General features: G+C 63.8%; 21 protein-coding genes. 9 read left to right on the top strand and 12 right to left on the bottom strand.

Features of this window, described 5'->3' with window-relative positions:
* The first annotated feature begins 139 nt into the window (after positions 1-139).
* The 3 genes from BRA471DRAFT_RS18350 (at position 140) to fabA (ending at position 3571) form a co-directional block, all read left to right on the top strand.
* On the top strand, positions 140-1699 hold the full coding sequence (locus tag BRA471DRAFT_RS18350; RefSeq protein ID WP_007609837.1) for a DEAD/DEAH box helicase: 1560 nt from the start codon (positions 140-142) through the stop codon (positions 1697-1699).
* Positions 1700-1864: 165 nt separating this feature from the next.
* Positions 1865-2932: a GGDEF domain-containing protein gene (locus BRA471DRAFT_RS18345; RefSeq protein ID WP_007609835.1), complete on the top strand. Its 1068-nt coding sequence runs from the start codon at positions 1865-1867 to the stop codon at positions 2930-2932.
* A gap of 108 nt (positions 2933-3040) precedes the next feature.
* Positions 3041-3571 (top strand): bifunctional 3-hydroxydecanoyl-ACP dehydratase/trans-2-decenoyl-ACP isomerase, encoded by a 531-nt coding sequence (fabA, locus tag BRA471DRAFT_RS18340; RefSeq protein ID WP_007609833.1) that lies wholly within the window; start codon positions 3041-3043, stop codon positions 3569-3571.
* A 3-nt stretch (positions 3572-3574) separates the two neighbouring features.
* Here the strand turns inward: fabA and BRA471DRAFT_RS18335 are convergent, their stop codons facing one another.
* The 9 genes from BRA471DRAFT_RS18335 to BRA471DRAFT_RS18295 form a co-directional block, all read right to left on the bottom strand.
* The gene (locus BRA471DRAFT_RS18335; protein WP_007609829.1) at positions 3575-4030 is read right to left on the bottom strand and encodes a TfoX/Sxy family protein; all 456 of its coding nucleotides are present in this window, start codon (positions 4028-4030) and stop codon (positions 3575-3577) included.
* Between the two features lie 182 nt (positions 4031-4212).
* Entirely contained in the window at positions 4213-4623 is a 411-nt protein-coding gene (locus tag BRA471DRAFT_RS18330) for an iron-sulfur cluster assembly accessory protein (RefSeq protein ID WP_007609828.1), read from the bottom strand.
* Between the two features lie 61 nt (positions 4624-4684).
* Positions 4685-5056: an SUF system Fe-S cluster assembly protein gene (locus BRA471DRAFT_RS18325; RefSeq protein WP_007609827.1), complete on the bottom strand. Its 372-nt coding sequence runs from the start codon at positions 5054-5056 to the stop codon at positions 4685-4687.
* Complete coding sequence (locus BRA471DRAFT_RS18320) at positions 5053-6300, bottom strand: cysteine desulfurase (protein WP_007609823.1); 1248 nt, start codon at positions 6298-6300, stop codon at positions 5053-5055. Before BRA471DRAFT_RS18320 ends, BRA471DRAFT_RS18325 begins: the two co-directional genes overlap by 4 nt.
* Positions 6297-7601, bottom strand: coding sequence for a Fe-S cluster assembly protein SufD (gene sufD / locus BRA471DRAFT_RS18315; RefSeq protein ID WP_007609817.1), 1305 nt, complete (start codon positions 7599-7601; stop codon positions 6297-6299). The genes BRA471DRAFT_RS18320 and sufD overlap by 4 nt, the downstream gene beginning before the upstream one ends.
* A 12-nt stretch (positions 7602-7613) precedes the next feature.
* Positions 7614-8366: a Fe-S cluster assembly ATPase SufC gene (gene sufC, locus BRA471DRAFT_RS18310; RefSeq protein WP_007609807.1), complete on the bottom strand. Its 753-nt coding sequence runs from the start codon at positions 8364-8366 to the stop codon at positions 7614-7616.
* Between the two features lie 131 nt (positions 8367-8497).
* Complete coding sequence (gene sufB, locus BRA471DRAFT_RS18305) at positions 8498-9994, bottom strand: Fe-S cluster assembly protein SufB (protein ID WP_007609805.1); 1497 nt, start codon at positions 9992-9994, stop codon at positions 8498-8500.
* A gap of 116 nt (positions 9995-10110) precedes the next feature.
* On the bottom strand, positions 10111-11250 hold the full coding sequence (locus tag BRA471DRAFT_RS18300; RefSeq protein ID WP_007609803.1) for a cysteine desulfurase family protein: 1140 nt from the start codon (positions 11248-11250) through the stop codon (positions 10111-10113).
* Positions 11251-11301: 51 nt separating this feature from the next.
* Positions 11302-12492 (bottom strand): acyltransferase family protein, encoded by a 1191-nt coding sequence (locus BRA471DRAFT_RS18295; protein ID WP_007609801.1) that lies wholly within the window; start codon positions 12490-12492, stop codon positions 11302-11304.
* 179 nt (positions 12493-12671) lie between these two features.
* Here BRA471DRAFT_RS18295 and BRA471DRAFT_RS18290 point away from each other — a divergent pair, with 179 nt between their 5' ends.
* Both BRA471DRAFT_RS18290 and BRA471DRAFT_RS18285 read left to right on the top strand, forming a co-directional pair.
* The gene (locus BRA471DRAFT_RS18290; RefSeq protein WP_050992634.1) at positions 12672-13526 is read left to right on the top strand and encodes a LytTR family DNA-binding domain-containing protein; all 855 of its coding nucleotides are present in this window, start codon (positions 12672-12674) and stop codon (positions 13524-13526) included.
* 338 nt (positions 13527-13864) lie between these two features.
* Positions 13865-14512 (top strand): alpha/beta hydrolase, encoded by a 648-nt coding sequence (locus BRA471DRAFT_RS18285; protein ID WP_007591562.1) that lies wholly within the window; start codon positions 13865-13867, stop codon positions 14510-14512.
* A gap of 120 nt (positions 14513-14632) precedes the next feature.
* Here the strand turns inward: BRA471DRAFT_RS18285 and BRA471DRAFT_RS18280 are convergent, their stop codons facing one another.
* From BRA471DRAFT_RS18280 to BRA471DRAFT_RS18270, 3 genes are all read right to left on the bottom strand, one after another.
* Positions 14633-14956: a multidrug efflux SMR transporter gene (locus BRA471DRAFT_RS18280; protein ID WP_007609797.1), complete on the bottom strand. Its 324-nt coding sequence runs from the start codon at positions 14954-14956 to the stop codon at positions 14633-14635.
* A 10-nt stretch (positions 14957-14966) separates the two neighbouring features.
* Positions 14967-15644 carry a glutathione S-transferase family protein gene (locus BRA471DRAFT_RS18275; protein ID WP_007609787.1) on the bottom strand — a complete coding sequence of 226 codons (678 nt, stop codon included), beginning with the start codon at positions 15642-15644 and terminating at the stop codon, positions 14967-14969.
* 108 nt (positions 15645-15752) lie between these two features.
* Positions 15753-16856 carry an anhydro-N-acetylmuramic acid kinase gene (locus tag BRA471DRAFT_RS18270; protein ID WP_007609782.1) on the bottom strand — a complete coding sequence of 368 codons (1104 nt, stop codon included), beginning with the start codon at positions 16854-16856 and terminating at the stop codon, positions 15753-15755.
* A gap of 164 nt (positions 16857-17020) precedes the next feature.
* Between BRA471DRAFT_RS18270 and tyrS the strand changes: the two genes are divergently transcribed.
* The 4 genes from tyrS to BRA471DRAFT_RS18250 all read left to right on the top strand — a co-directional run bounded on the left by tyrS (position 17021) and on the right by BRA471DRAFT_RS18250 (position 22318).
* Positions 17021-18274, top strand: coding sequence for a tyrosine--tRNA ligase (gene tyrS / locus BRA471DRAFT_RS18265; RefSeq protein ID WP_007609781.1), 1254 nt, complete (start codon positions 17021-17023; stop codon positions 18272-18274).
* Positions 18275-18331: 57 nt separating this feature from the next.
* On the top strand, positions 18332-19603 hold the full coding sequence (locus BRA471DRAFT_RS18260; RefSeq protein ID WP_007609772.1) for an MFS transporter: 1272 nt from the start codon (positions 18332-18334) through the stop codon (positions 19601-19603).
* Positions 19604-19822: 219 nt separating this feature from the next.
* Entirely contained in the window at positions 19823-20227 is a 405-nt protein-coding gene (locus tag BRA471DRAFT_RS18255; RefSeq protein ID WP_007609771.1) for a DoxX family protein, read from the top strand.
* A 396-nt stretch (positions 20228-20623) separates the two neighbouring features.
* Positions 20624-22318, top strand: a complete 1695-nt coding sequence (locus BRA471DRAFT_RS18250; RefSeq protein WP_007609770.1) for a methyl-accepting chemotaxis protein — start codon at positions 20624-20626, stop codon at positions 22316-22318.
* Positions 22319-22471: the final 153 nt, after the last annotated feature.

The following is a 22471-nucleotide window of genomic DNA, read 5'->3' as shown; positions in this document are numbered from 1 at the left end:
TCGAAGAGCGATTCCTGAGCCTGGCGCTTTGTTCGCGTGAGTCAGCACCCCCAGCTTCTTTGAGAGCGCGCCGTTTCGGGGTGGAACGCGACAGCCTTATTACCCTCGATTCCGAACGGCGGTTTCGACCAGAGGCTCAATGTCTTTTACCCATCTCGGACTATCCGAAAAAGTCCTCGCCGCAGTGGCGGCCACCGGTTACACCACCCCCACCCCCATTCAGGAACAGGCGATCCCTCACGTCCTCGCTCGCAAGGACGTGCTCGGCATCGCCCAGACCGGCACTGGCAAGACCGCGGCCTTCGTGCTGCCGATGCTCACCATTCTCGAGAAGGGCCGCGCTCGGGCGCGCATGCCGCGCACCCTGATCCTAGAGCCGACCCGCGAACTCGCGGCGCAGGTGAAGGAAAACTTCGACCGCTACGGCGCGGGCCAGAAACTCAACGTCGCCCTCCTGATCGGCGGCGTTTCCTTCGGCGACCAGGATGCCAAGCTGACGCGCGGCGTCGATGTCCTGATCGCCACTCCCGGCCGCCTGCTCGACCACACGGAGCGCGGCGGCCTGCTCCTCACCGGTGTCGAGCTGCTCGTCATCGACGAAGCCGACCGCATGCTGGACATGGGCTTCATTCCCGACATCGAGCGCGTCTGCAAGCTGGTCCCGTTCACGCGGCAGACCCTGTTCTTCACGGCGACCATGCCGCCGGAGATCCGCCGCATCACCGAAACCTTCCTGCACAATCCGCAGAAGGTCGAGGTATCGAAGCCCGCCACCACCGCTGTGACCGTTACGCAGTGTCAGGTCCCGGCCGGGCGCGAGGCGCACGAGAAGCGCGAGCTGCTTCGCCGATTGCTGCGCGAGGCCAAGGATCTCCAGAACGCGATCATCTTCTGCAATCGCAAACGCGAGGTCGCCGTCGTTCACAAATCGCTGCAAAAGCACGGCTTCAGCGTCGGCGCGCTCCACGGCGACATGGACCAGTCGGCCCGCACGGCGGCACTCGAGCAGTTCCGCAAGGGCGAGCTGCCCCTGCTGGTCGCATCCGACGTCGCCGCCCGCGGCCTCGACATCCCCGAGGTCAGCCACGTCTTCAATTTCGACGTTCCCCACCATCCCGACGATTATGTCCACCGCGTCGGCCGCACCGGTCGCGCAGGCCGGTCCGGCATGGCGATCTCGCTCGTCACGCCGCTCGACCAGAAGTCGATGGTCGCGATCGAGAAGCTGATCGGCCAGACCATTCCACGCGCCGAAGGCGATTTCGAAGTCCGCACCGACGCTTCCGATTCGAGCGAGCGTCCGCGCGAGCAGCGCGGCCGTGAACGTTCACGCGGCGGACGCGGCAAGCCGCAGCGCGGTCGCGATCGTGAGCGCAGCCACGAACCGCGTGGCGAGGCACAGCCTTCAGCCGAAGCACGGTCCGCTCCCGAGGCAAGGCCCGCTTCCGAAGCAAGGCCCGCGCGCGAGGCCAGGCCTTCGCGTGAAGCAAGACCTCCGCGTGAAGCCAGGCCGCCGCGTGAAGCCAAGCCATCATCCGAGCCGCGTGACGGTGCGCGCCAGCAGCCCAATCCGTCGCATGTGCCGTCGATCGGCCGTCCCGAGCCGCGCCGTCAACGCGAGGCCGACAGCGAGCCGGGCGACCACTCGCATCTGCCGGCCTTTCTGCTGCGGCCGGTTCGCTCCCCCGCCGGTGCCTGAAGCGCGGTGCGCGCCCGGCTTTGGTTGAATAAAGCCGGCGCGCACTTTTTCGGATGCATTCGTGGACGTATATTTACGGGGCGTTCACGATCGTCCGTTAGCCTACGAACATAATTTAAGTATTGCTGCGGTCGACGGCGCGCCGATCGTTGTGGGGTATGTTCCGTGGTCAAGGTGCTCGACGAACACGAACGCACGATGGCGTTCGCCGAGGTAGCGCTCGGTCAAATCCGATCGCTACGGCAGACGGCAATTCCCCGCAATTACGAGATCTGGTTCGTCTACGCCACCGGCTACAACGCCCCGCTCAACAAGATCATCAACGAGACGCTGGCGCGGAGCGGCAAGCTGACCGAAGCCGATCTCGATCAGATCTACGAGACCTATCTCTCCCACATCAAGACCACCGACCGCATCGACAAGGTCGGCGCGCGCGTCATCGGCGAGATCGACGACGTGATGAAGGTTCTCGGCCACGCGCTTGGGATGACCGGCTCCTACGATGCCAGCCTGTCGGGCGCGACCGAAAAGCTGTCATCGGCCAAGAGCCGCGAGCAGATCAAGTCGATCGTCGAGACGCTGCTGCGTTCCACCAACGAGATGCGCGAGACCAACAAGGCGCTGGAAGACCGGCTGACTCTCTCGAAGAGCGAGATCAGCAACCTCCAGCAGAGCCTGGAGGCGATCCGCGCCGAGAGCCTGACCGATCCGCTGACGGGGCTCGGCAACCGCAAATATTTCGATCGCATGATCGACATGGCCGTGCAAGGCGCGCTCGCCTCCGGCGAGCCGCTGTCGCTGCTGCTGGTCGACATCGATCATTTCAAGTCGTTCAACGATTCCTACGGCCATCTCACCGGCGACCAGGTGCTGCGGCTGGTCGGTCTGTCCCTGAAGCAGACCATCAAGGGCCAGGACATTACCGCGCGCTATGGCGGTGAGGAATTCGCGGTCGTGCTGCCCAACACCGCGCTGCGCCAGGCTCTGACGGTGGCCGATCACATCCGCCGCGCGGTGATGGCCAAGGAATTGAAAAAGAAGTCCACCGGCGAAATCCTCGGCCGCGTCACCGTCTCCGTCGGCGTCTCCATGCTCAAGCAGGGCGACGACACCGATGCGCTGATCGAACGGGCGGATGCCTGTCTCTACGCCGCCAAACGGAACGGCCGCAACCGCGTGATCTGCGAGGCCGACCCGGAATTCGCGGTCGAGACGCACAACCGGGTGGCGTGACGCCGAAGCTGCGCATCGCCACCGACGCTTGACATTCTGCCCTGACAAACGACATCTCCGTCGCCGTCTCGAGGCGCGCGACTGCGAGCATCCGGAGGACTTGTCGTCTTGCCCAACCCGCATGATTTTCACGCACCGCAACCGTCCTACACCAGGGACGAGCTACTGAGATCGAGCGAGGGCGGCTATTTCGGCCCGGGCAATGCGCAATTGCCGGCGCCGCCGATGCTGATGATGGATCGCATCACGGAGATCAGCCTGGACGGCGGCGAGTTCGGCAAGGGCCACATCGTCGGCGAGCTCGACATCGCCCCGGGCCATTGGTTCTTCGATTGCCACTATCGCGGCGACGCGACGATGCCGGCCTCTCTGGGGCTGGATGCCATGTGGCAGATGGTCGGCTACTGGCTGGGATGGTCGGGCTCGCCGGGCAAGGGCCGCGCCATCGGCGTCGGCGAAGTCGCGTGCACGGGCGAGGTCACCCCGAACGCGCAACGCGTGCGCTACGAGGTCGCCATGCGGATGGTCCGGCGCGGCAAGCTGGTGCTCGGAATTGCCGACGGTCGCGTGCTTGCCGACGGCATCTGCGTCTTCACCGCCAAGGACATGCGGGTTGGGCTGACCAAGGCCGTGGAGTGAACCTCAAGCCCTTCGCGTGGCGCGCTCGCGGGCCGGGCTCTTCTTGCCGACTTTCTTCGCCGCTTTAGCAGGCTTGGCGACCTTCTTCGCCGGCTGGTTCGCTGGCTTCTTTACCGCCTTCTTAGCCTTGGGCCGCTTCTTCACCTTGGCGCGCTGGGCGGCGGCGAGCGCGGCCCTCGCCCATTGCGCAAGTTCCGCGGAATCGTCGAACAGGCGGGCCGGCAGCTCCCAGTAGGAGTTCACCAGCACCGTCTTGGCGCGGGTCGAGTACTGGAATGGCTTCGAGCCTTCCGCCTCATAGTCCGGGATGGTCATCTCGTCGGCGCGGAAAAACAGGCCGGCACGCAGGGACAGCGCGAAATTGATGCCGTCGGCGGAGATGCCGTAGCCGGAAAACATTTTCCGAATGGCGACGGGGCCGAAATCGGCGAACAGGTCGATCAGGAATTCGCGGTCCATGGCTGAACTGTTTCCCTGTCGTCGTCCTGGCGAAAGCCAGGACCCATCACCACAGGAGGGAGTTTAGCGAAGACTGCCGGTCGTGCCAGCGTCGGTATTGGCACCGACGATCACCGCGAGATCACCCGGTATGGGTCCTGGCCTTCGCCAGGACGACAGCGGAGTAATTTGCGAGAAACGGGCTACCCGTCGATCTGCGCCGGGCGCAGCTCGACCGACTCGCCGCAGCCGCAGGCGGAGATCTGGTTGGGGTTGTTGAAGACGAACTGGGCCTGCATCTTGTCGGCCTTGTAGTCCATCTCGGTTCCGAGCAGGAACAGCACGGCCTTCGGATCGACCAGGATCTTGACGCCCTTGTCCTCGACGACCTCGTCGGTCGGGCGGACATCGTGGGCGTATTCGACAGTGTAGGACTGTCCGGCACAGCCGCCGTTCTTGACGCCGACGCGCAGGCCCACGATCTCCGAATCGGCCCGCTGGGTCAGCTCGCTGATGCGCTGGGCAGCAGCGTCCGTCAGCCGCATCACCTGCGGGCGGGGCCGCCGCGGCTTTGGAGTGGATGCTGGTGTCGAGCCCGACGATATCTGTGTCATGTCAGTGATGTGGTCCGTTGCCGAGCGAATTCAATGCCAAGGATCGAAAGCAGGTTACGCGTCACCACATGTTGAGCACGAGGCGGGCCTCGTCGCTCATGCGTTCTGGCGTCCAGGCCGGCTCCCAGACCACCTTGACGTCGACCACGCCGACGCCGGGAACACTGGCGACCGCGTTCTCGACCATGGTCGGCAGCTCACCGGCGGCCGGACAATTCGGCGTCGTCAGCGTCATCTGCACGTCGACCGAGCGATCGTCCTTGATCTCGACCTTGTAGATCAGGCCGAGCTCGTAGATGTCGGCCGGGATCTCCGGATCAAACACGGTCTTGAGCCCGGCGATGATCTCGGTGGTCAAACGCTCGGTCTCTTCAGGCGGCAGCGCCGACCGGGTTTCCATCGGATTGGCTTTGATTTCGGCCGTGTCACTCATGCGAACAAATCCCGCGCCTTCAACAGCGCCTGTGCCAGATGATCGACTTCTTCCCGCGTATTATACATGCCGAAAGACGCCCGGCATGTGGCTGTGACGTTGAACCGCTCTAAAAGCGGCATCACGCAATGGGTGCCGGCGCGCACGGCGATGCCCTGGCGGTCGATCACGGTGGCGACGTCATGGGCGTGCGCGCCCTTGAGCTCGAAGGAGATCACCGGGCCCTTGCCCCGCGCCGTGCCGATCAGCCGCAGCGAGTTGATCTCGCGCAGCTTGTCCTGGGCGTAGGTGACGAGATCGTGCTCGTGCGCGGCGATGCGCTCCTTGCCGACCGAATTGACGTAGTCGATGGCGGCGCCAAGCCCGACCGCCTCGACGATCGCGGGCGTGCCGGCCTCGAATTTGTGCGGGGGATCGCCATAAGTGACGACGTCGCGCGAGACCTCGCGGATCATCTCGCCGCCGCCGTTGAACGGGCGCATCGCGACGAGGTGGTCGTACTTGGCCCAGAGCACGCCGATGCCGGTCGGACCATAGACCTTGTGGCCGGTGAAGACGTAGAAGTCGCAGCCGAGGTCCTGGACGTCGACGGGCAGATGCACCGCGCCCTGGCTGCCGTCGACCAGCACGGGAATGCCGCGGGCGTGGGCGATCCTCACGACGTCCTTGACCGGGACGATGGTGCCGAGCGCGTTCGACATCTGGGTGATCGCGACCAGCTTGGTCTTCGACGTCAGCAGCTTTTCGAATTCATCGATGAGGAAATTGCCCTCGTCGTCGACCGGCGCCCATTTGATCACGGCGCCATGGCGTTCCCTGAGGAAATGCCAGGGCACGATGTTGGAGTGGTGCTCCATGATCGAGATGACGATCTCGTCGCCTTCTTTGATGTTCGGCTCGCCCCAGGACGAGGCGACGAGATTGATCGCCTCGGTCGCGTTGCGGGTGAAGATCACTTCCTCGGTCCGGGCAGCGTTGATGAACTGCGCCACCTTGATGCGGCCGCCCTCATAGGCTTCGGTCGCGGCATTGGCGAGGTAATGCAGGCCGCGATGCACGTTGGCGTATTCGGAGGTATAGGCCTGCGTCATGCGATCGAGCACGGCGCTCGGCTTCTGTGCAGATGCAGCGTTGTCGAGATAGACCAGCGGCTTGCCGTAGATCTGCATGGCCAGCGCGGGGAAATCCTCGCGCACGCGCGCAACGTCGTAGGCGCCGTTCTTGACTGCCGGATGCGTGCTCATTGGCGCCGCTCCAGCCAGCGCTCGGCAATGCCGATCACGTGCTCGCGCAGATCATCGTCGGCGATCTGCTCGATCGCCTCTCCGACGAAAGCCTGGATCAGCAGCGCCTGGGCCTGCTTCTCCGGCAGGCCGCGCGCCTTCAGATAGAACAGCAGGCTGTCGTCGAGCGCACCGGCGGTGGCGCCGTGGCCGCAGGAGACGTCGTCAGCAAAGATCTCGAGCTCGGGCTTGTTGTCGGCCTCGGCTTCGTCCGAGAGCAGCAGCGCCCGGATCATCATCTTGCCGTCGGTCTTCTGCGCGTCGGGACGAACGATGATGCGGCCCTGGAACACCGAGTGCGCACGATCGTCGATCACGGCACGGAAGACCTCGCGGCTCACACAATTCGGCACGGCGTGGTCGACGACCAGGGTGGTGTCACCATGTTCGGTCTTCTGCAACAGGTTCACGCCGTTGACGGAGAGCTCGCTGCCCTCGCCTGCCAGCGTGATGAAACCTTGCAGGCGGCTGACCGCAGCACCGGTGGTCATGTTGAAGAAATTCAGTTTCGTGTTCGCACCGACCGTGACGAATTGCGAGGTGATGTTCACCGCATCTGGTGAATCATCCATCAGGCGGATATGCGCGACGTCGGCGTTGTCGCCGACGGAGAGGATGACGGCATCGCTGACCTGGTAAGCCTTGGCGCCGGCCGCCACAAAGCTCTCGATGATGGTGGCACGAACGCCCTTCCCGACCGCGACCTGCGAGCGGGTGAACGTTGATGCCGAAGCAGCGGTCGCGATGTGAATGATCTGGATTGGTGCGGACAGCTGCGTGCCGTCGGCGATATCAAGCACGACACCGTCGGTCGCCATCGCGGCGTTCAGCGCGATCACAGCATCGGTAGCTGCAGTCTTCAGCAGCCCGGAATCCTTCTCCAGCGTCTCCCGGAATGTCTTAAAGCTCGCCTCGGAGGCGAGCGCCTTGACGTCGGAGAGATCGGGAGCGAACACGCCATCGACCAGCACCAGCTTGCGGGCACCCGCGATCGCATGCGCCTTCACCGCGTCCGCGGCGCGCTTCAACGCAGCCGCATCAGGCGCAGCCGCGAGCGGCAGCACCTCACCGACCAGCGCGCGCAGATCGGTGTACTTCCACTCCTCGATCCGGCGGTGCGGCAGGCCGAGACGCTCATAGGTCTCGAACGCCTCGTGGCGCGCTGCGATCACGGAAGGCGAACCCGGCAGACGGCCTTCGGCGCTGGCGAAGAGATCGCTCACCGCGCGGCCGTTCCCGGTCTTTGCCACAGCAACGTTCATCTCAAACAATCCTTACGCGGCGTCCTCGAACTGGGCATAGCCGGACGCTTCCAGCTCCAGCGCCAATTCCTTGCCGCCGCTCTTCACGACACGGCCCTTCGACATCACGTGCACGACGTCAGGCACGATGTAGTTGAGCAGCCGCTGATAATGGGTGATGACGACCATGGCGCGCTTGGGCGAATGCAGCGCGTTGACGCCGTCGGCCGCAATCCGCAGCGCGTCGATGTCGAGGCCGGAATCCATCTCGTCGAGGATACACAGGCTGGGCTCGAACAGCGCCATCTGCAGCACCTCGTTGCGCTTCTTCTCGCCGCCGGAAAAGCCGACATTGACGCCGCGCTTGAGCATGTCCTGCGGGATGTTCAGCGACTTCGAGACTTCGCGAACTTTCTTCAGGAAGTCGGGGGTCGAATATTCGCCCTCGCCGCGCGCCTTGCGCTGCGCGTTCAGCGCGGTGCGCAGGAAGTTCATGGTGGAGACGCCGGGGATCTCGACTGGATACTGGAACGCCAGGAACACGCCCTTGGCCGCGCGCTCGTTCGGGGCCATCGCGAGCAGATCTTCGCCCTTGAACAGGATCTCGCCGTCGGTGACCTCGTAACCGGGCTTGCCAGCGATGACGTGGGACAGGGTCGATTTGCCGGAGCCGTTCGGCCCCATGATCGCGTGGATCTCGCCCTCGTTCACGGTCAGCGTCAGCCCATGGAGGATCTCACGCTCCTCGACACGAACCTTCAAGTCTTTCACTTCAAGCAAAGCCATTATCTTGTTTCCATCTATCTCCTCATCCTGAGCAGCGCCGCAGGCGCGTCTCGAAGGATTGAGGCCACTATCTTTCCGTATCCATCCTTCGAGACGGCCGCTTACGCGGCCTCCTCAGGATGAGGTCAGCGTTAGCCGACGCTCCCCTCGAGCGAGATCGAGATCAGCTTCTGCGCTTCCACCGCGAATTCCATCGGCAGTTGCTGCAGCACGTCCTTGACGAAGCCGTTGACGACGAGGCCGACAGCTTCTTCCTGGGTGAGGCCGCGCTGGATGCAGTAGAACAGCACGTCCTCGGAGATCTTCGACGTGGTGGCCTCGTGCTCGAACGTCGCCGAGGAGTTCTTGGCTTCGATATAGGGCACGGTGTGCGCGCCGCATTTGTCGCCGATCAACAGCGAATCGCAGGCGGTGAAGTTGCGAGCGCCGGTCGCCTTGCGATGCGCCGTGACGAGGCCGCGATAGGTGTTCTGCGACCTCCCGGCCGCGATGCCCTTCGAGATGATGCGGCTCGACGTGTTCTTGCCGAGATGGATCATCTTGGTGCCCGAGTCGACCTGCTGGTAGCCGTTTGAGATCGCGATCGAATAGAACTCACCACGGGAATTGTCGCCGCGGAGAATGCAGCTCGGATACTTCCAGGTGATCGCCGAACCGGTCTCGACCTGGGTCCAGGAGATCTTGGAGTTGTTGCCGCGGCAGTCGCCACGCTTGGTGACGAAATTGTAGATGCCGCCCTTGCCTTCGGAGTTGCCGGGATACCAGTTCTGCACCGTCGAATATTTGATCTCGGCGTCGTCGTGGGTGACGAGTTCGACCACGGCCGCATGCAGCTGGTTCTCGTCGCGCTGCGGCGCGGTGCAGCCCTCGAGATAGGAGACGTAGGAGCCCTTGTCGGCGATGATCAGCGTGCGCTCGAACTGGCCGGTATTGCGCTCGTTGATGCGGAAGTAGGTGGACAGCTCCATCGGGCAGCGCACGCCCGGCGGCACGTAGACGAACGAACCGTCCGAGAACACAGCCGAGTTCAGCGTCGCATAGAAATTGTCCGACGTCGGAACCACAGATCCCAGATATTTCTGCACCAGCTCGGGATGCTCGCGGATCGCCTCCGAGATCGGCATGAAGATCACGCCGGCCTTCTTCAGCTCCGCCTTGAAGGTGGTCGCAACCGAGACCGAATCGAAGACGGCGTCGACCGCGATCTTGCGCCGGTTAGGATCTTCCTCGCCGGGCTTGGGTTCGACGCCTTCGAGCATGGCGACTTCCCGCAGCGGAATGCCGAGCTTCTCGTAGGTCTTGAGAATCTCGGGATCGATCTCATCGAGCGAGGTGATCGTCTTCTTCGGCTTCGGCGCCGAATAGTAATAGAGATCCTGGAAGTCGATCTTGGGATAGTCGACGCGGGCCCAGGTCGGCTCGGTCATGGTCAGCCAGCGCCGATAGGCTTCGAGCCGCCACTGGAGCATCCAGGCGGGTTCGTTCTTCTTCTCGGAGATGAACTTGACGGTCTCTTCCGACAGCCCCTTGGGGGCCTTGTCGGACTCGATCAGGGTCTCAAACCCATAACGATACTGATCGACGTCGATGCGCTTCACGCGCTCGACCGTCTCTTGCACGGCTGGCATTCTATCCTCCGCTCGCGGTTTCAAGGACCGCGGTGGATCATCAAACTCGGACGACTATTACGATGTTTCTTGGCGGGACGCACGTGCTTAGAACCATTCAAGCCGTGTTTCATCGCTTATCCCTTAAGTAGGGTATTACCGAGCTTTCGCCAAGCCTCTAACGCCCTGTTGATGTCATCCGGCCCCGTGGACCAGCCCAGACTAAGACGCACCGCTCCTTGGGCGACGGTCGGATCATACCCCATTGCCGACAACACGTGGGACGGCTGCACCTTGCCCGAGGAACAGGCAGATCCCGAGGACACCGCGACACCTTCGAGGTCGAAACCGATCACCGCGGTCTCGGCTTTCAAGCCGGGAGCCGTGAAAAGAACGGTATTTGGCAACCGCCTGACTTCACTCGAGAAGACCGTTGCGCCGGCCATGGAGCGAATGCCATTTTCCAAGCGATCTCTTAGGCTTGCCATCCGTTCCGCATCCTCCGGCAAAGCCTCAAGGGCAACCCGCACCGCTGCCCCGAAGCCGGCTATGCCGGCGACATTCTCGGTTCCGGCGCGCCGGTTCAGCTCCTGCCCGCCGCCCCGCAGCACCGGCTCAAGTCCGGCCACACCCTCGGCCACAACCAACGCGCCGATACCCTTGGGGCCGCCGATCTTGTGTGCAGAAAAGGTCGCAAGGTCTGCGCCGATCACCTTGATATTAAAAAGGACTTTTCCAAGCGCCTGGATTGCATCGACGTGCAGCAGGCCGCCACCCTCGTGAACGATTGCCGCGGCCTCGGCGATAGGCTGCAGCGCGCCCGTCTCGTTGTTGGCCGCCATGATAGAAACCAGCGCCGGCGGGCCGTCGCCGAGCAGCGCCTTCAAATGGTCAAGGTCGATCACGCCGGGGCGCGTGACCCTGATCTGACCGATCTTATCCGCCGGGAACCGGCCGCCCGCCAGCACCGAAGCATGCTCGACAGCCGAGACCAGAAGCCGCTCGACAGGCCCGCCAGACGCCCCCCGCAGGCCCGGCGATAGCGCAAGCGCATTGGCCTCTGTTCCCGCCGAGGTGAACACGACATTCCGGGGCAGCGCCCCGACGGCTTCGGCAAGCGTAGACCGGGCTGCCTCGACGAGCCGACGTGCCTCCCGCCCCTCGGCATGAACCGAGGACGGGTTGCCGATCAGCTCCCAGGCCGCGACCATCGCCGCTCGCGCCTGGGAGCGCAGCGGCGTGGTCGCATTCCAGTCGAGATAGACACGGGTCGGCATGTCGCCCTCTTAGCACCTTTTGTCCTCGCGCCAATCGGAAGCCGATTCGCATCAGGCCGCCTGCTGCTGCGCGGTCGCGGCTGCGCGGCACCGCTCGATCCGCAAACCGAACAGCGGCCTCAACCAGGCGATCCGCCGTACCACCTCGTAAGTAACCACGCAGGTGACCGCTGTGCAGGCAATGACGATGAAGCCCTCGCTTCCGGCGGACAAATCGCTGCCCTTGAGTGCGTGCGCGATCATGATGATCGCGGTCTGGTGCACAATGTAATAGGGAAAGATGGCATCGGTCAGGTACCGGCGCGCGGCGCCATCGGCGGTGAAGTGGCGGCGCGCAAAGCCCAGCACAGCGGCCATCGCCAGCCATTGATAACAACCATATGCCAAGCCCGCGAACCACCTCAGCATCGATGTCTCGAACAGGCCGGCACGAAGCAGAATGAACACAACGAACAGGCCTGCGGCAAGGGCGAGCGCGATCCAGCGCTGACGTTCGGTGTCGCGCCAGATGTTGCCCTCTTTCGCCAGCAGGAAGCCGATCAGGAACGCGGTCGCATGGTCCGCATGGTTGTACCAGTCGCCGAACAGCGCGTGCGTCGACGGAAAGGCCGGAAACAGGAACAAGCGCCAAGCCGCAAACAAAACGCACGGCAGGACCAGCAGCCCGGGCCCGGCGAGCAGGACAGCCAGTCTCGCACCGACCTGATCGGCCAGCATGGGCCACAGCCAGAGCACGCCCGTCAGCGCGACAGTGTAGACCCACAGGTAGACCACGAACCAGAGATGGTTCCAGGTCGGCAGCACAATGCAGGGGTTCGGGCAGAATTGCGCTCCGAACGCCAGATAGTGCCGGACGTAAAAATCGGCGAAGCCGGCAGGGTAACCGAAGCTCTCAACGATCTGGAGGTAGGACTGCGGCGGCCCGATCACGAACATGCCAAAGATCAGTGGGATCAGGAGCCGTGCCGAGCGCGTGCGGACGAAGGCACCGAAATTGTACTTGCCCAGCATGAAACGAGTGGCGGCGCCGGACACCAGAAACAACAGCGACAGCCGCCATGGATTGATGACCAGCATCAGGGGCTCGAGCCAGCTCAGCCGGTGCGCGCTCTTGATGTGAAATCCCCAGGACACGTAGAGCATGCCGACGTGATAGAAGATCAGAAGCCCGAAGGCTAAAATCCGTACCCAATCCAGGTCGATCCGCCGTTCCGCGGTTGGGAGTTGCAGTGGTGTTGACATGGTTTTCTGCTCCTTGAGGGGATGCCAAATACGGTTCATCGGCCATGGCTGACACGGAAAATGCCTCACAAACCGAGCGCGTCGAGCCGGTTTGGGATCAGGACAGGGAACGAAGGGATGAAGTGCCGCCCGCGGGGACGAGCGGCGGGGCTTCGGGGGCCAGCGGCAATCATTGGACGATGTTCATCGCGATCGCCGCGGTTTCGCTCGCGATCGGAATCGTGAATGCACTCTCCGGAGCGCAGGATGCCGCCTGGCGCGGCGACAGTTCCGACGTCGGTAAGCGGCTTTTCTGGGAGCTCTCGAGCATCGTCGTGATCCTGCTGCTGCTGCCGATGCTCGTGCTCGCGATGCGACGGATGCGTTGCGCCGGGGCCCTCATGCGGGTCTGGATCGGCGTCGCCGCCCTGCTCGGCTTCTCGGCCCTTCACATCACCGGCATGGTCTGGATTCGGAAGCTCGCGCTCTGGCTTGCCGGAGGCGCCTATGACTTCCATTTCTCGCTTGCGACGGTCCTGTACGAGTTTCGCAAGGACAGCGTGGCCGTGTTCCTGATCGGCAGCACGCTCTGGCTGCTCGAAAGCCGGCGCGAGCTGAAAAGCGTTGCAACGTCGATCCCGCCCGCGCCGGCCGGCCCGCAACGATCCCCGCCCCCCGATCTGATCTGGCTCAGAGACGGCACAAGCCGCATTCGCGTCGTGCCCCGCGATATCCTGTGGGTCGCCTCCGCCGGTAATTATATCGAATACAGCCTCGCTGACGGCACGCAGCACCTGATCCGTGGCACGCTCGCAATGGCGGAGAGCGAGTTGTCGCGCCTTGGCATCGTGCGGGTCCACCGCACAAAGCTGGCCAATCTCGACCGCGTGAGCAGCCTCGACCTCAGGCCATCTGGGGATTTCGAACTCACTTTCGACAACGGGCAGACGCTTGGGGGCAGCCGCCGCTACCGGCCGGCGGTCGTCTCGCTCGGGGCCGGGCGGCAATCACGGGAAACGCCCGCGGATCGCCGAACGAACGAAAAAACGTTGTAATTCAGTTACTTGCCGGAGGCTAATGAGCTCCATTGCGGCCCACATCATCAGCTCCTGCCGCTAAACGACAGCGGCAGGAGCACATGCGCCGGGCGCTCACGACATCGTCACGACCAGCTAAGTTCTTGAGCTCGTTGAGAGATGCCGAAGATGCTTGCTTTTTGACCCTCGCCTCATGTTAGAACGCGCGCGTCAGTTCGCCGCGCGCCGCTCGCGCATCATCCGAGGGCGCCGCTCCACCCTTCCATTCGCGGCTTGATCGGCCCAGCAGCCGATGAAATCCGCACAATCGGTTGATTGTTGAAGATCGTCTTCAAGGGATCAATCAAGAGATCATCATGCCTGAAGTTATTTTCACCGGCCCCGCCGGCCGTCTCGAAGGCCGCTACCATCCGGCCAAGCAGAAGAATGCGCCGATCGCGATGGTCCTGCATCCGCATCCGCAGTTTCACGGCACGATGAATCATCAGATCATCTACCAGTGCTACTATGCGTTCGCGCATCGCGGCTTCTCGGTGCTGCGGTTCAATTTCCGCGGCGTCGGCCGCAGCCAGGGCTCGTTCGACCACGGCACCGGCGAATTGTCGGACGCGGCCGCGGCGCTCGACTGGGCGCAGACCATCAATCCCGAAGCCCGCGCGTGCTGGGTTGCCGGCTTCTCCTTCGGCGCCTGGATCGGCATGCAGCTGCTGATGCGCCGTCCGGAGGTCGAGGGCTTCATCTCGATCGCGCCGCCCGCCAACCTCTACGACTTCTCGTTCCTCGCACCCTGCCCGTCCTCGGGGCTCATCGTGCATGGCGAGAAGGATGCGGTGGTGCCGCCCAAGGACGTCAACACGCTGGTCGAGAAGCTGAAGACGCAGAAGGGCATCGTGATCGACCAGCAGGTCATCCCCGGCGCCAATCATTTCTTCGACGCCAAGCTCGAGCCGCTGATGGAAACCATCACCGCCTATCTCGACATGCGCCTCGCCAACGTGCGCTGAGGCCTCGTCGCTGAGCCTTGTAACCCGGATGGAGCGAAGCGAAATCCGGCAAGCTCCATCCGCGAGACAAGGCCCCGGATTGCGCTGCGCTCCATCCGGGCTACGAAACTTAAGCTCGGCTCAAGCCAGCTTGAGCGCAACGATCCCCATCATGACGAGCGCGATGCCCGCAAGCTTCATCGCGCTCAAGGTCTCGCCGAACAGCACGACGCCCATGACGAAGGTGCCGGCGGCGCCGATGCCGGTCCAGACCGAATAGGCGACGCCCACCTCGAGCACCTTCAAGGCACGCCCGAGCAGGACAACGAAGGCGGCGAGCAGCACCAGCGAGACGATGCTCCAGCCTGCGCGCGTGTAGCCCTCCGAGTATTTCATCGAGATCGCCCAGCCGACATCGAGTGCGCCGGCGGTCACCAGCATCAGCCAAGCCATGGACTGCGACATCGGCGTCGGCTCAGGCCGCAAGCTTGAGCAGATGCGCGTCGTGGCGCACGAGGAAAGCGCGCAGCAATTGCGGATAGTCGGCGCCCACGGCAGTGCGGACGCTCGGACGCTTCGCCAGCTCGGCGCGCCACGCCCGCACCTTCGGCAGATCCTTGAAGATGCCGAGTTCGGTCACTTCATCGAACACGTCGAAATAACGGAAGACGGGGGCGAACACTGCATCGACGAGACTGAACGTATCGCCCGCAAAGAATGGGCCTGCGCTGAGCGCGGCCTCGACACGCGCGAACTTCGCCACGAGTGCCTGGCGCTTGCTCTCGAAGGTCGCCGGGTCCGTCGTGGTCTCCAGCCCCCAGAGGTCGCCGAGCACTGCTGAACCAAACTCCATCCAGGCCCGGTGCTCGGCACGCTTCAAGGCATCCGCCGGATGCAGCTTCACACCGCCTTGCGTCTCCTCGATGTATTCGCAGATCACGTTGCTCTCGAACAGCGCGACCTCGCCCTTCTCGCCCGTCACGACCAGCACCGGCACCTTGCCGAGCGGCGACAGTTTGAGAAACCAGTCCGGCTTGTTGGCGAGATCGATGTCGACCCGCTCGAACGGAACGCCCTTTTCCTTGAGCGCGATCACCGCGCGCTGCACGTATGGACAAAGCTTGTGGCTGATCAGTTTGAGTGAGGCGGTCATGGCAACGATCCCGACGGTTGGATGCAACTGCATCCAAGATAGATGCATTTGCATGCACTCGTCAAGTTCAATGCATTTGCATCGACTGGTATCAATCCAGGAATTACCTCAAGGCCGCGCGATCACCCCGCCCGTCATCGGCATCGGCACCCCCGTGGTAGCGGGATACGACAGCGGCAGGCCCTTCAGGCCGCGCGCGGCGAGGAAGCCGAAGGCCTGCGCCTCGATGGCGTCGGAGGCCCAGCCGACTGTCTCGGCGGCCTCGACAGTGGCGGACCCAACGCGCTCCCGCAGCATCTGGAGCATGGTCCGGTTGCGGGCGCCGCCGCCGCAGACGATCCAGCTTCGCGGCCTGCGTGGCAGCAGCGGGATGATGCGGGCGATGGCCGCCGCAGTGAAGGCGGTCAGAGTCGCGGCGCCGTCGGCCGGCTGCACCTCGCCGAGCTTCAGTGCGGCAAAATCGTTGCGGTCGAGCGATTTCGGCGGCGGGCTTGCGAAGAACGGCAACTCCAGCGCCCGCGCGATCCAGGCGTCGTCCGCCTTGCCGAGGGCTGCGAACTTTCCGTCCGCGTCGAACGCCTGGTTCATGGTGCGGTACATGAAATCGTCGAGCAGCGCGTTGCCGGGCCCGGTATCGCAGGCAATCAGCGTGTCGTTGCCGTCGATATAGGTGATGTTGGAGACGCCGCCGATATTGACGACAACGATCGGTCCTTCGCGTTCCAGCGAATGGACAAGCGCGCGGTGATAAACCGGCACGAATGGCGCGCCCTGCCCGCCGGCCTCGACATCGGCGGCGCGGAAATCATGCATCACGGGGATATGGATCGCCCTGGCCAGCGCCGGCGCATCGCCGATCTGGACCGTCAGTCGCTTCTCGGGGCGGTGCAGCACGGTCTGGCCGTGGAAGCCGACGATGTCGATGTCTTCCGGCCTCATCCGGTTCTGGGCGACAAAGGCGGCGACCGCCTCGCCGTGCGCCAGCGTCACGGCGCGTTCGGCCTCGGCCAGAACTCCCGGTCGGGCATCGCGTTGCGACAGCTGCACAGCCTCGCTCAGCGCCTGCCGCAGCAGGTTGCGCTCCGCCGGGCTATACGGCCGGTAGCCGGATGGCCCGAACGCCTTCACCTGCTTTCCGTCGGTTTCGATCAGCGCGACATCCACCCCGTCCAGCGAGGTGCCGCTCATCAAACCGAGTGCCGTCAACATCATGGATCAGCGTCCTCAAGAGACCCTTCCGGCATGCCGATCTTGTGCCAGAGGGACACATCTTATAATGCCACAGGCCAAAGTGGCGGGCAGCAACCGAGTTCCCACGGAAGACCCTTAAATTGCTCCCAAAACAGTAAACCAAGAATTGTCAGGCGCGCCGACAAATGACTGCATTCAAATCGGATTTCCTCAACACGCTGCAGGAACGTGGATTCGTCCATCAGTGCTCCGATTTCGAGGGGCTGGACGCGCTCGCCGCCAAGGGCGAGGTGACGGCTTATGTCGGTTACGATTGCACGGCCCGCTCGCTGCACATCGGCAATTACCTGACCATGATGATGCTGCACTGGCTCCAGGAATCCGGCAACAAGCCGATCACCCTGATGGGCGGCGGCACAACCATGGTCGGCGATCCCTCCGGCAAGGACGAGACGCGCGCGATTCGCTCTGTCGCCGAGATCGAGGCCAACAAGGAATCGATCCGTGGTGTGTTCGCAAAAGTGCTGCGCTATGGCGACGGCAAGAGCGACGCCATCATGCTCGACAATGCCGAGTGGCTGACAAAGCTCAACTACATCGAGATGCTGCGCGACGTCGGCCGGCACTTCTCGGTCAACCGCATGCTGACCATGGACTCCGTGCGCCTGCGCCTCGAACGCGAGCAGGAGATGAGCTTTATCGAGTTCAACTACATGATCTGCCAGGCCTACGACTTCGTCGAGCTCGCCAGGCGGACCGGCTGCAACTTGCAGATGGGCGGCTCCGACCAGTGGGGCAACATCATCATGGGCGTCGATCTCGGCCGCCGCATGGGCACCCATCAACTGTACGCGCTGACGACGCCGCTGCTGACGACGGCGTCGGGCGCCAAGATGGGCAAGACCGCGCAAGGCGCGGTCTGGCTCAACGCCGACCAGTTCTCGCCGTATGATTTCTGGCAGTACTGGCGCAACACCGAAGACGCCGACGTCGGCAAATTCCTCAAGCTGTTCACGACGCTGCCGATGAGCGAGATCAGGAAGCTCGAGGCGCTCGGAGGTTCCGAGATCAACGAGGCCAAGAAGGTGCTCGCCACGGAGGCGACCGCGCTCTTGCATGGTCGCGAGGCCGCGAACGAGGCGGCCGAGACCGCGCGCCGCACCTTCGAAGAAGGCGCGCTGGCCGAGAGCCTGCCGACCGTGGAAATTCCACGCGGCGAGTTCGACGCCGGCCTCGGCGTGCTCAACGCCTTCGTCAAAGCGGGCCTCGTTGCCTCCAACGGCGAAGCACGGCGCCAGATCAAGGGCGGCGGCCTTCGCGTCAACGACGAGCCCGTCACCGACGAGAAGATGGCGTTGTCGGCGGCCGACCTGACGCCGGAAGGCGTGGTCAAGCTGTCGTTCGGCAAGAAGAAGCACATCCTCCTGAGGCCTGCATAGGCGTATGAGCTTTTCGCTGCTTGTCAGGGCGCGCTGAAGCGCGCTCCCTGATCGGCAATGGACCAGAACACGCCAGAGGAACAGTCCAAGCAAGCGACCAGGGAACGCGTCACGGCGACGCCGCAGGGCGTCGTGCGCACCGCGCTCGTGGTGCTCGCGCTCTGCTTCACACTCGCCGTGCTCGGCCGCGGCCTCAGCGAAAGCTTCACCGTCTTCCTGAAGCCGATCTCGGAAAATTTCGGCTGGGATCGCGCCCAGGTGGTCTCGATCTATTCGCTGACCTGGCTCGTCAGTGGACTGATGGCGCCGCTGGTCGGGCGCCTGTTCGATCATTCCGGCCCACGCGTCGTCTATGCACTCGGGCTGTTGCTGCTCGGCTCGGCCTTCCTGATCGCAAGCCACGCGCAGTCACTCTGGCAGTTCCAGCTCTCGATCGGACTCTGCGTCGGCATCGGCGTTGCCTTCATCGGCAATGTGCCGAACTCGATCCTGCTCGGCCGCTGGTTCGGCCCAAAGCTGCCGACCGCGATGGCGGTGGTCTACTCGGCCATGGGTGGAGGCGTGCTGGCGCTGCTGCCGGCCTCGCAGCTTTTGATCGATCATCTCGGCTGGCGCGAAACCTACCAGTTGTTCGGCTTCGCCGCGCTCGGCCTGCTGGTGCCGCTCATGCTGCTGCCATGGCGGCTGTTCGCCTCGGGCTCGCCGCATATCGCGAAGAAGACCGATCCGGATTTCGTCGATCACGGCTGGACCCTTCCGAGCGCGATGCGCCATCACGCCTTCTGGGCGCTGTTCTCGACATTCTTCTTCACCGCGGTCGGCATGTACGCGATCGCCGCCCAGATCGTGGCCTATCTGATCGATGCCGGCTTTCCGCCGCTGCAGGCCGCCACCGCCTGGGGCTTCTCCGGCGTCGTGCTGGTGTTCGGCATGTTAGGGGTGTCAGCGCTCGATGGCCTGATCGGACGCCGGCCGTCGGTGCTGCTCAGCTACGCGATCTCGATCCTCGGCATCTTCCTGCTGTGGCTGTTGCAGTACTCCGCGAATCTCCTCCTGCTCACCGGATTCGTGGTCTGCTTCGGCAGCATGATGGGCTCACGTGGACCGCTGATCACGGCGACCGCGATGAAGATCTTTGGGGGCAAGCGCGTCGGCACCATCTACGGCACCATCTCGATCGGCAGCGGGCTCGGCTCGGCTTTCGGCTCCTGGAGCGGCGGCCTGATCCATGACGCGACCCATGGCTACAACGCGCTGCTCGCCTTCGCGCTTGCAAGCGTGGTGCTCGGGATGATCCCGTTCCTGGTCGTGCCCGCTTTGCGGCGCTAGGTCTCCCGAAGGTAACCTGAGCGCATTCGCGTCACCGGGAAATTACGGATGGGCACGGCGCGAATAGCTGCAAAAAATACGGATTGCGCGCGGCTGAAAGTCCCGGCTGCGGTGTTTTGTCCGACATGACAATAATGTCAGCGCAAATTGCCCTTGGGTGGCTTGCAGGGCAGAACTGAATGCGGCTAGTCGCAAGCATTGGATGGAGGGCACAAACCAATGAACTTTCCCTATCTCGTTCGCTTTCAACCGGTTCTCTTGAGCCTGTTTCGCTTCATCACTGGACTCCTGTTGCTCCAGTACGGCATCGCCAAGCTTTTCAAGTTTCCGGTGCTTCCCTACTTCGCAAACATCCCGCCGATCATCTACGCAGCCGGTACGCTTGAGCTGGTGCTTGGCGCGCTGCTGATGATCGGCCTGTTCACCCGCCTCGCGGCGTTCATCCTCTCGGGTGAGATGGCCTTCGCCTATTTCATGGGCCACATGTTCAAGGGCGAGACGCCGGTGTTCCTGCCGTTGCTCAATGGTGGCACCGCGGCGATCCTGTTCTGCTTCGCCTGCCTCTACCTCTCGGCAGCCGGCGGCGGCTCGGTCAGCGCCGATGCGGCGATGGGCAAGGACTAGCGGCACAACCGGCGGCGCGTTCGCGCGGCGCTGAGGCGTCAGCAATTGATTCGTGAATAAAGGGATGGCACCAGTACATTTACGGGTGCCATCTCAGCGCGAGCCCAGCACGTTCCAGACCAGGACGAGGACCGCGACCAGCAGCATCGACATGATGAGGCGGTGGACGAATCGGTTCATGTCCGCTCCCACCGGATTCGGTCGGGACTAAACACCCACACAATCTTTCTCCCGGTTGACTTGCCATGCGCCGACACGGCGCTTTTCCGCATGGATGTTTGCGCATGCGGCTCGCGGACGCCGCTTGCGCGGCAGCCGTCGCACGCGTCCATTCATGATTGGTAAGAATTTCATGCTACCGACGCGAGCAACAATAACCATTCCGTCGAGGCCGTGATGAAGCTGCTGAGCCACCTCAAGATCCGCACCAAGCTCGCCAGCATGGTCTGTCTTTCGGCACTCACGGTCACGGCCATCATCGGGGTGTCGTCCGTGCTCAGCAAGAGCCGCATGCTGGAGGACCGCGTCCACCAGATGCGGACCGCGGTCGATATGCTCCACAACCTCGCCCAATCACTCGAAGAGGAGGTCGGCGCCGGCACGCTGACGCAGGCCGAAGCGAAGGTCCAGTTCCACCAGCGCGGCCGCCGCATGAGCTTCAATGGCGGCCAAGGCTATCCGGTGGTCTATAACGCCGATACGTCCCTCATCGTCAACGGCGCCAACCAGCAGCTCGAAGGCAAGATCACCGGTGCGAAGGACTCCAATGGCGTCCTGATCGCCGACGCCATTATCAAGGCCGGCGCTGAGACCGCACAGGGCGGCGTGACCTCCTATCTCTATCCCCGCCCCGGCCAGACGGAGCCCGTCCGCAAGACCGTTTTCGCGCGCAAATTCGCGCCCTGGAACGCGACGATCAGCTACGGCCTCTATGTCGACGACATCGACGCCGACGTGCGAGCCTTGACGCTGGAACTGGGGGCGATCGGCATCGGCCTGATGCTGCTGATGGCAACACTGTCCTGGCTGATCGCCCGCGACGTGCTCGGCGCGCTCGACCGCCAGAAGAACCGCATGCAGGCCATTTCCGAAGGCGCCATCGACGCGCCGGTCGAGGAGACCGGTCGCGGCGACGAGATCGGCCGCATGGCCGAGACCCTCGAAGTGCTCAGGCAGACCGCGCTGACGGCGCGCAAGCTGGAGGCCGAGCAGGTCGCCACCAAGATCCGCAGCGAACAGGAGAAGCGCGACGCGCTGATCTCGCTTGCCGACCGGTTCGACGCCTCCGTCGGCCAGCTCGTCGGCCTGATGGCCTCGGGCTCGGGCGAGCTGGAGGTTACCGCCAAGTCGATGTCGTCGACCGCGGAAGGCACCAACCGTCGCGCCGCCGTCGTCGGCTCGGCCGCCACTGAAGCCAGCCAGCGCGTCCAGACGGTCGCGGCCGCCGCCGAGGAGCTCTCCTCCTCCATCACCGAGATCAGCCGTCAGGTCGCGCAGTCCGCCGTGGTCACCGGCCGCGCCGTGGACAGCGCACGCCGCACCGACACCATCGTGCGCGCGCTCTCCGATGGCGCCCAGCAGATCGAGCATGTCGCCGAGCTGATTTCCAACATCGCGGCGCAGACCAATCTGCTCGCGCTCAACGCCACCATCGAGGCCGCACGCGCCGGCGAAGCCGGACGCGGCTTTGCTGTCGTCGCCTCCGAGGTGAAGTCGCTGGCGAGCCAGACCGCGGAAGCCACCCGCGAGATCGGCGACAAGATCGCCCAGATCCAGGGCGCAACCAAGGAAGCGGTGGACGCCATCGGCGGCATCACCGCCACCATCGAGGAGGTCAGCCGGATCGCCACCTCGATCGGCGCCGCGATCGAGGAGCAAGGCGCCGCCACCGCCGAGATCGCCCGCAGCGTCTCGCAGACGGCGGAGGCGACCCAGGAGGTCACCACCAATATCGGCGGCGTCAGCACAGCAGCGAACGAGACCGGCAATGCCGCAGGCATGGTGCTCGCAGCTGCGTCAAACCTCTCCAAGCAGGCCGAGCAGCTCTCTGGCGAAGTCGGGACCTTCCTGGCGGGCGTGCGCGCGGCGTAAACGGCCGGCTAGCTAGGCGCGCGTTCTACCGAGAATGTTGCGCGGGGTTAAGCACGCAGGAGCGCGCCGCGGGTTCTGAACCTCTCCCGCTTGCGGCAGCTCCGTCCTGGCGGCGGCCCGACTTCATCGCAGTCAACGAAATCAGCCCAGCCT

This window comes from Bradyrhizobium sp. WSM471 (assembly GCF_000244915.1).
Taxonomy (GTDB): domain Bacteria; phylum Pseudomonadota; class Alphaproteobacteria; order Rhizobiales; family Xanthobacteraceae; genus Bradyrhizobium.
Note: the sequence above shows the minus strand (reverse complement) of the source record. Positions and strands in the feature narration are given on the sequence as shown.

Coding starts and splice junctions, on each gene's coding strand:
- BRA471DRAFT_RS18270 (WP_007609782.1), bottom strand. CDS start 16,856: ATGATGTTGACGGCACTCGGTTTGATGAGCGGCACCTCGCTGGACGGG.
- BRA471DRAFT_RS18285 (WP_007591562.1), top strand. CDS start 13,865: ATGCCTGAAGTTATTTTCACCGGCCCCGCCGGCCGTCTCGAAGGCCGC.
- BRA471DRAFT_RS18260 (WP_007609772.1), top strand. CDS start 18,332: ATGGACCAGAACACGCCAGAGGAACAGTCCAAGCAAGCGACCAGGGAA.
- BRA471DRAFT_RS18320 (WP_007609823.1), bottom strand. CDS start 6,300: ATGAGCACGCATCCGGCAGTCAAGAACGGCGCCTACGACGTTGCGCGC.
- sufC (WP_007609807.1), bottom strand. CDS start 8,366: ATGGCTTTGCTTGAAGTGAAAGACTTGAAGGTTCGTGTCGAGGAGCGT.
- BRA471DRAFT_RS18290 (WP_050992634.1), top strand. CDS start 12,672: ATGTTCATCGCGATCGCCGCGGTTTCGCTCGCGATCGGAATCGTGAAT.
- BRA471DRAFT_RS18280 (WP_007609797.1), bottom strand. CDS start 14,956: ATGTCGCAGTCCATGGCTTGGCTGATGCTGGTGACCGCCGGCGCACTC.
- BRA471DRAFT_RS18335 (WP_007609829.1), bottom strand. CDS start 4,030: ATGGACCGCGAATTCCTGATCGACCTGTTCGCCGATTTCGGCCCCGTC.
- BRA471DRAFT_RS18275 (WP_007609787.1), bottom strand. CDS start 15,644: ATGACCGCCTCACTCAAACTGATCAGCCACAAGCTTTGTCCATACGTG.
- BRA471DRAFT_RS18250 (WP_007609770.1), top strand. CDS start 20,624: ATGAAGCTGCTGAGCCACCTCAAGATCCGCACCAAGCTCGCCAGCATG.
- tyrS (WP_007609781.1), top strand. CDS start 17,021: ATGACTGCATTCAAATCGGATTTCCTCAACACGCTGCAGGAACGTGGA.
- BRA471DRAFT_RS18350 (WP_007609837.1), top strand. CDS start 140: ATGTCTTTTACCCATCTCGGACTATCCGAAAAAGTCCTCGCCGCAGTG.
- sufB (WP_007609805.1), bottom strand. CDS start 9,994: ATGCCAGCCGTGCAAGAGACGGTCGAGCGCGTGAAGCGCATCGACGTC.
- BRA471DRAFT_RS18255 (WP_007609771.1), top strand. CDS start 19,823: ATGAACTTTCCCTATCTCGTTCGCTTTCAACCGGTTCTCTTGAGCCTG.
- BRA471DRAFT_RS18330 (WP_007609828.1), bottom strand. CDS start 4,623: ATGACACAGATATCGTCGGGCTCGACACCAGCATCCACTCCAAAGCCG.
- sufD (WP_007609817.1), bottom strand. CDS start 7,601: ATGAACGTTGCTGTGGCAAAGACCGGGAACGGCCGCGCGGTGAGCGAT.
- BRA471DRAFT_RS18295 (WP_007609801.1), bottom strand. CDS start 12,492: ATGTCAACACCACTGCAACTCCCAACCGCGGAACGGCGGATCGACCTG.
- BRA471DRAFT_RS18325 (WP_007609827.1), bottom strand. CDS start 5,056: ATGAGTGACACGGCCGAAATCAAAGCCAATCCGATGGAAACCCGGTCG.
- BRA471DRAFT_RS18300 (WP_007609803.1), bottom strand. CDS start 11,250: ATGCCGACCCGTGTCTATCTCGACTGGAATGCGACCACGCCGCTGCGC.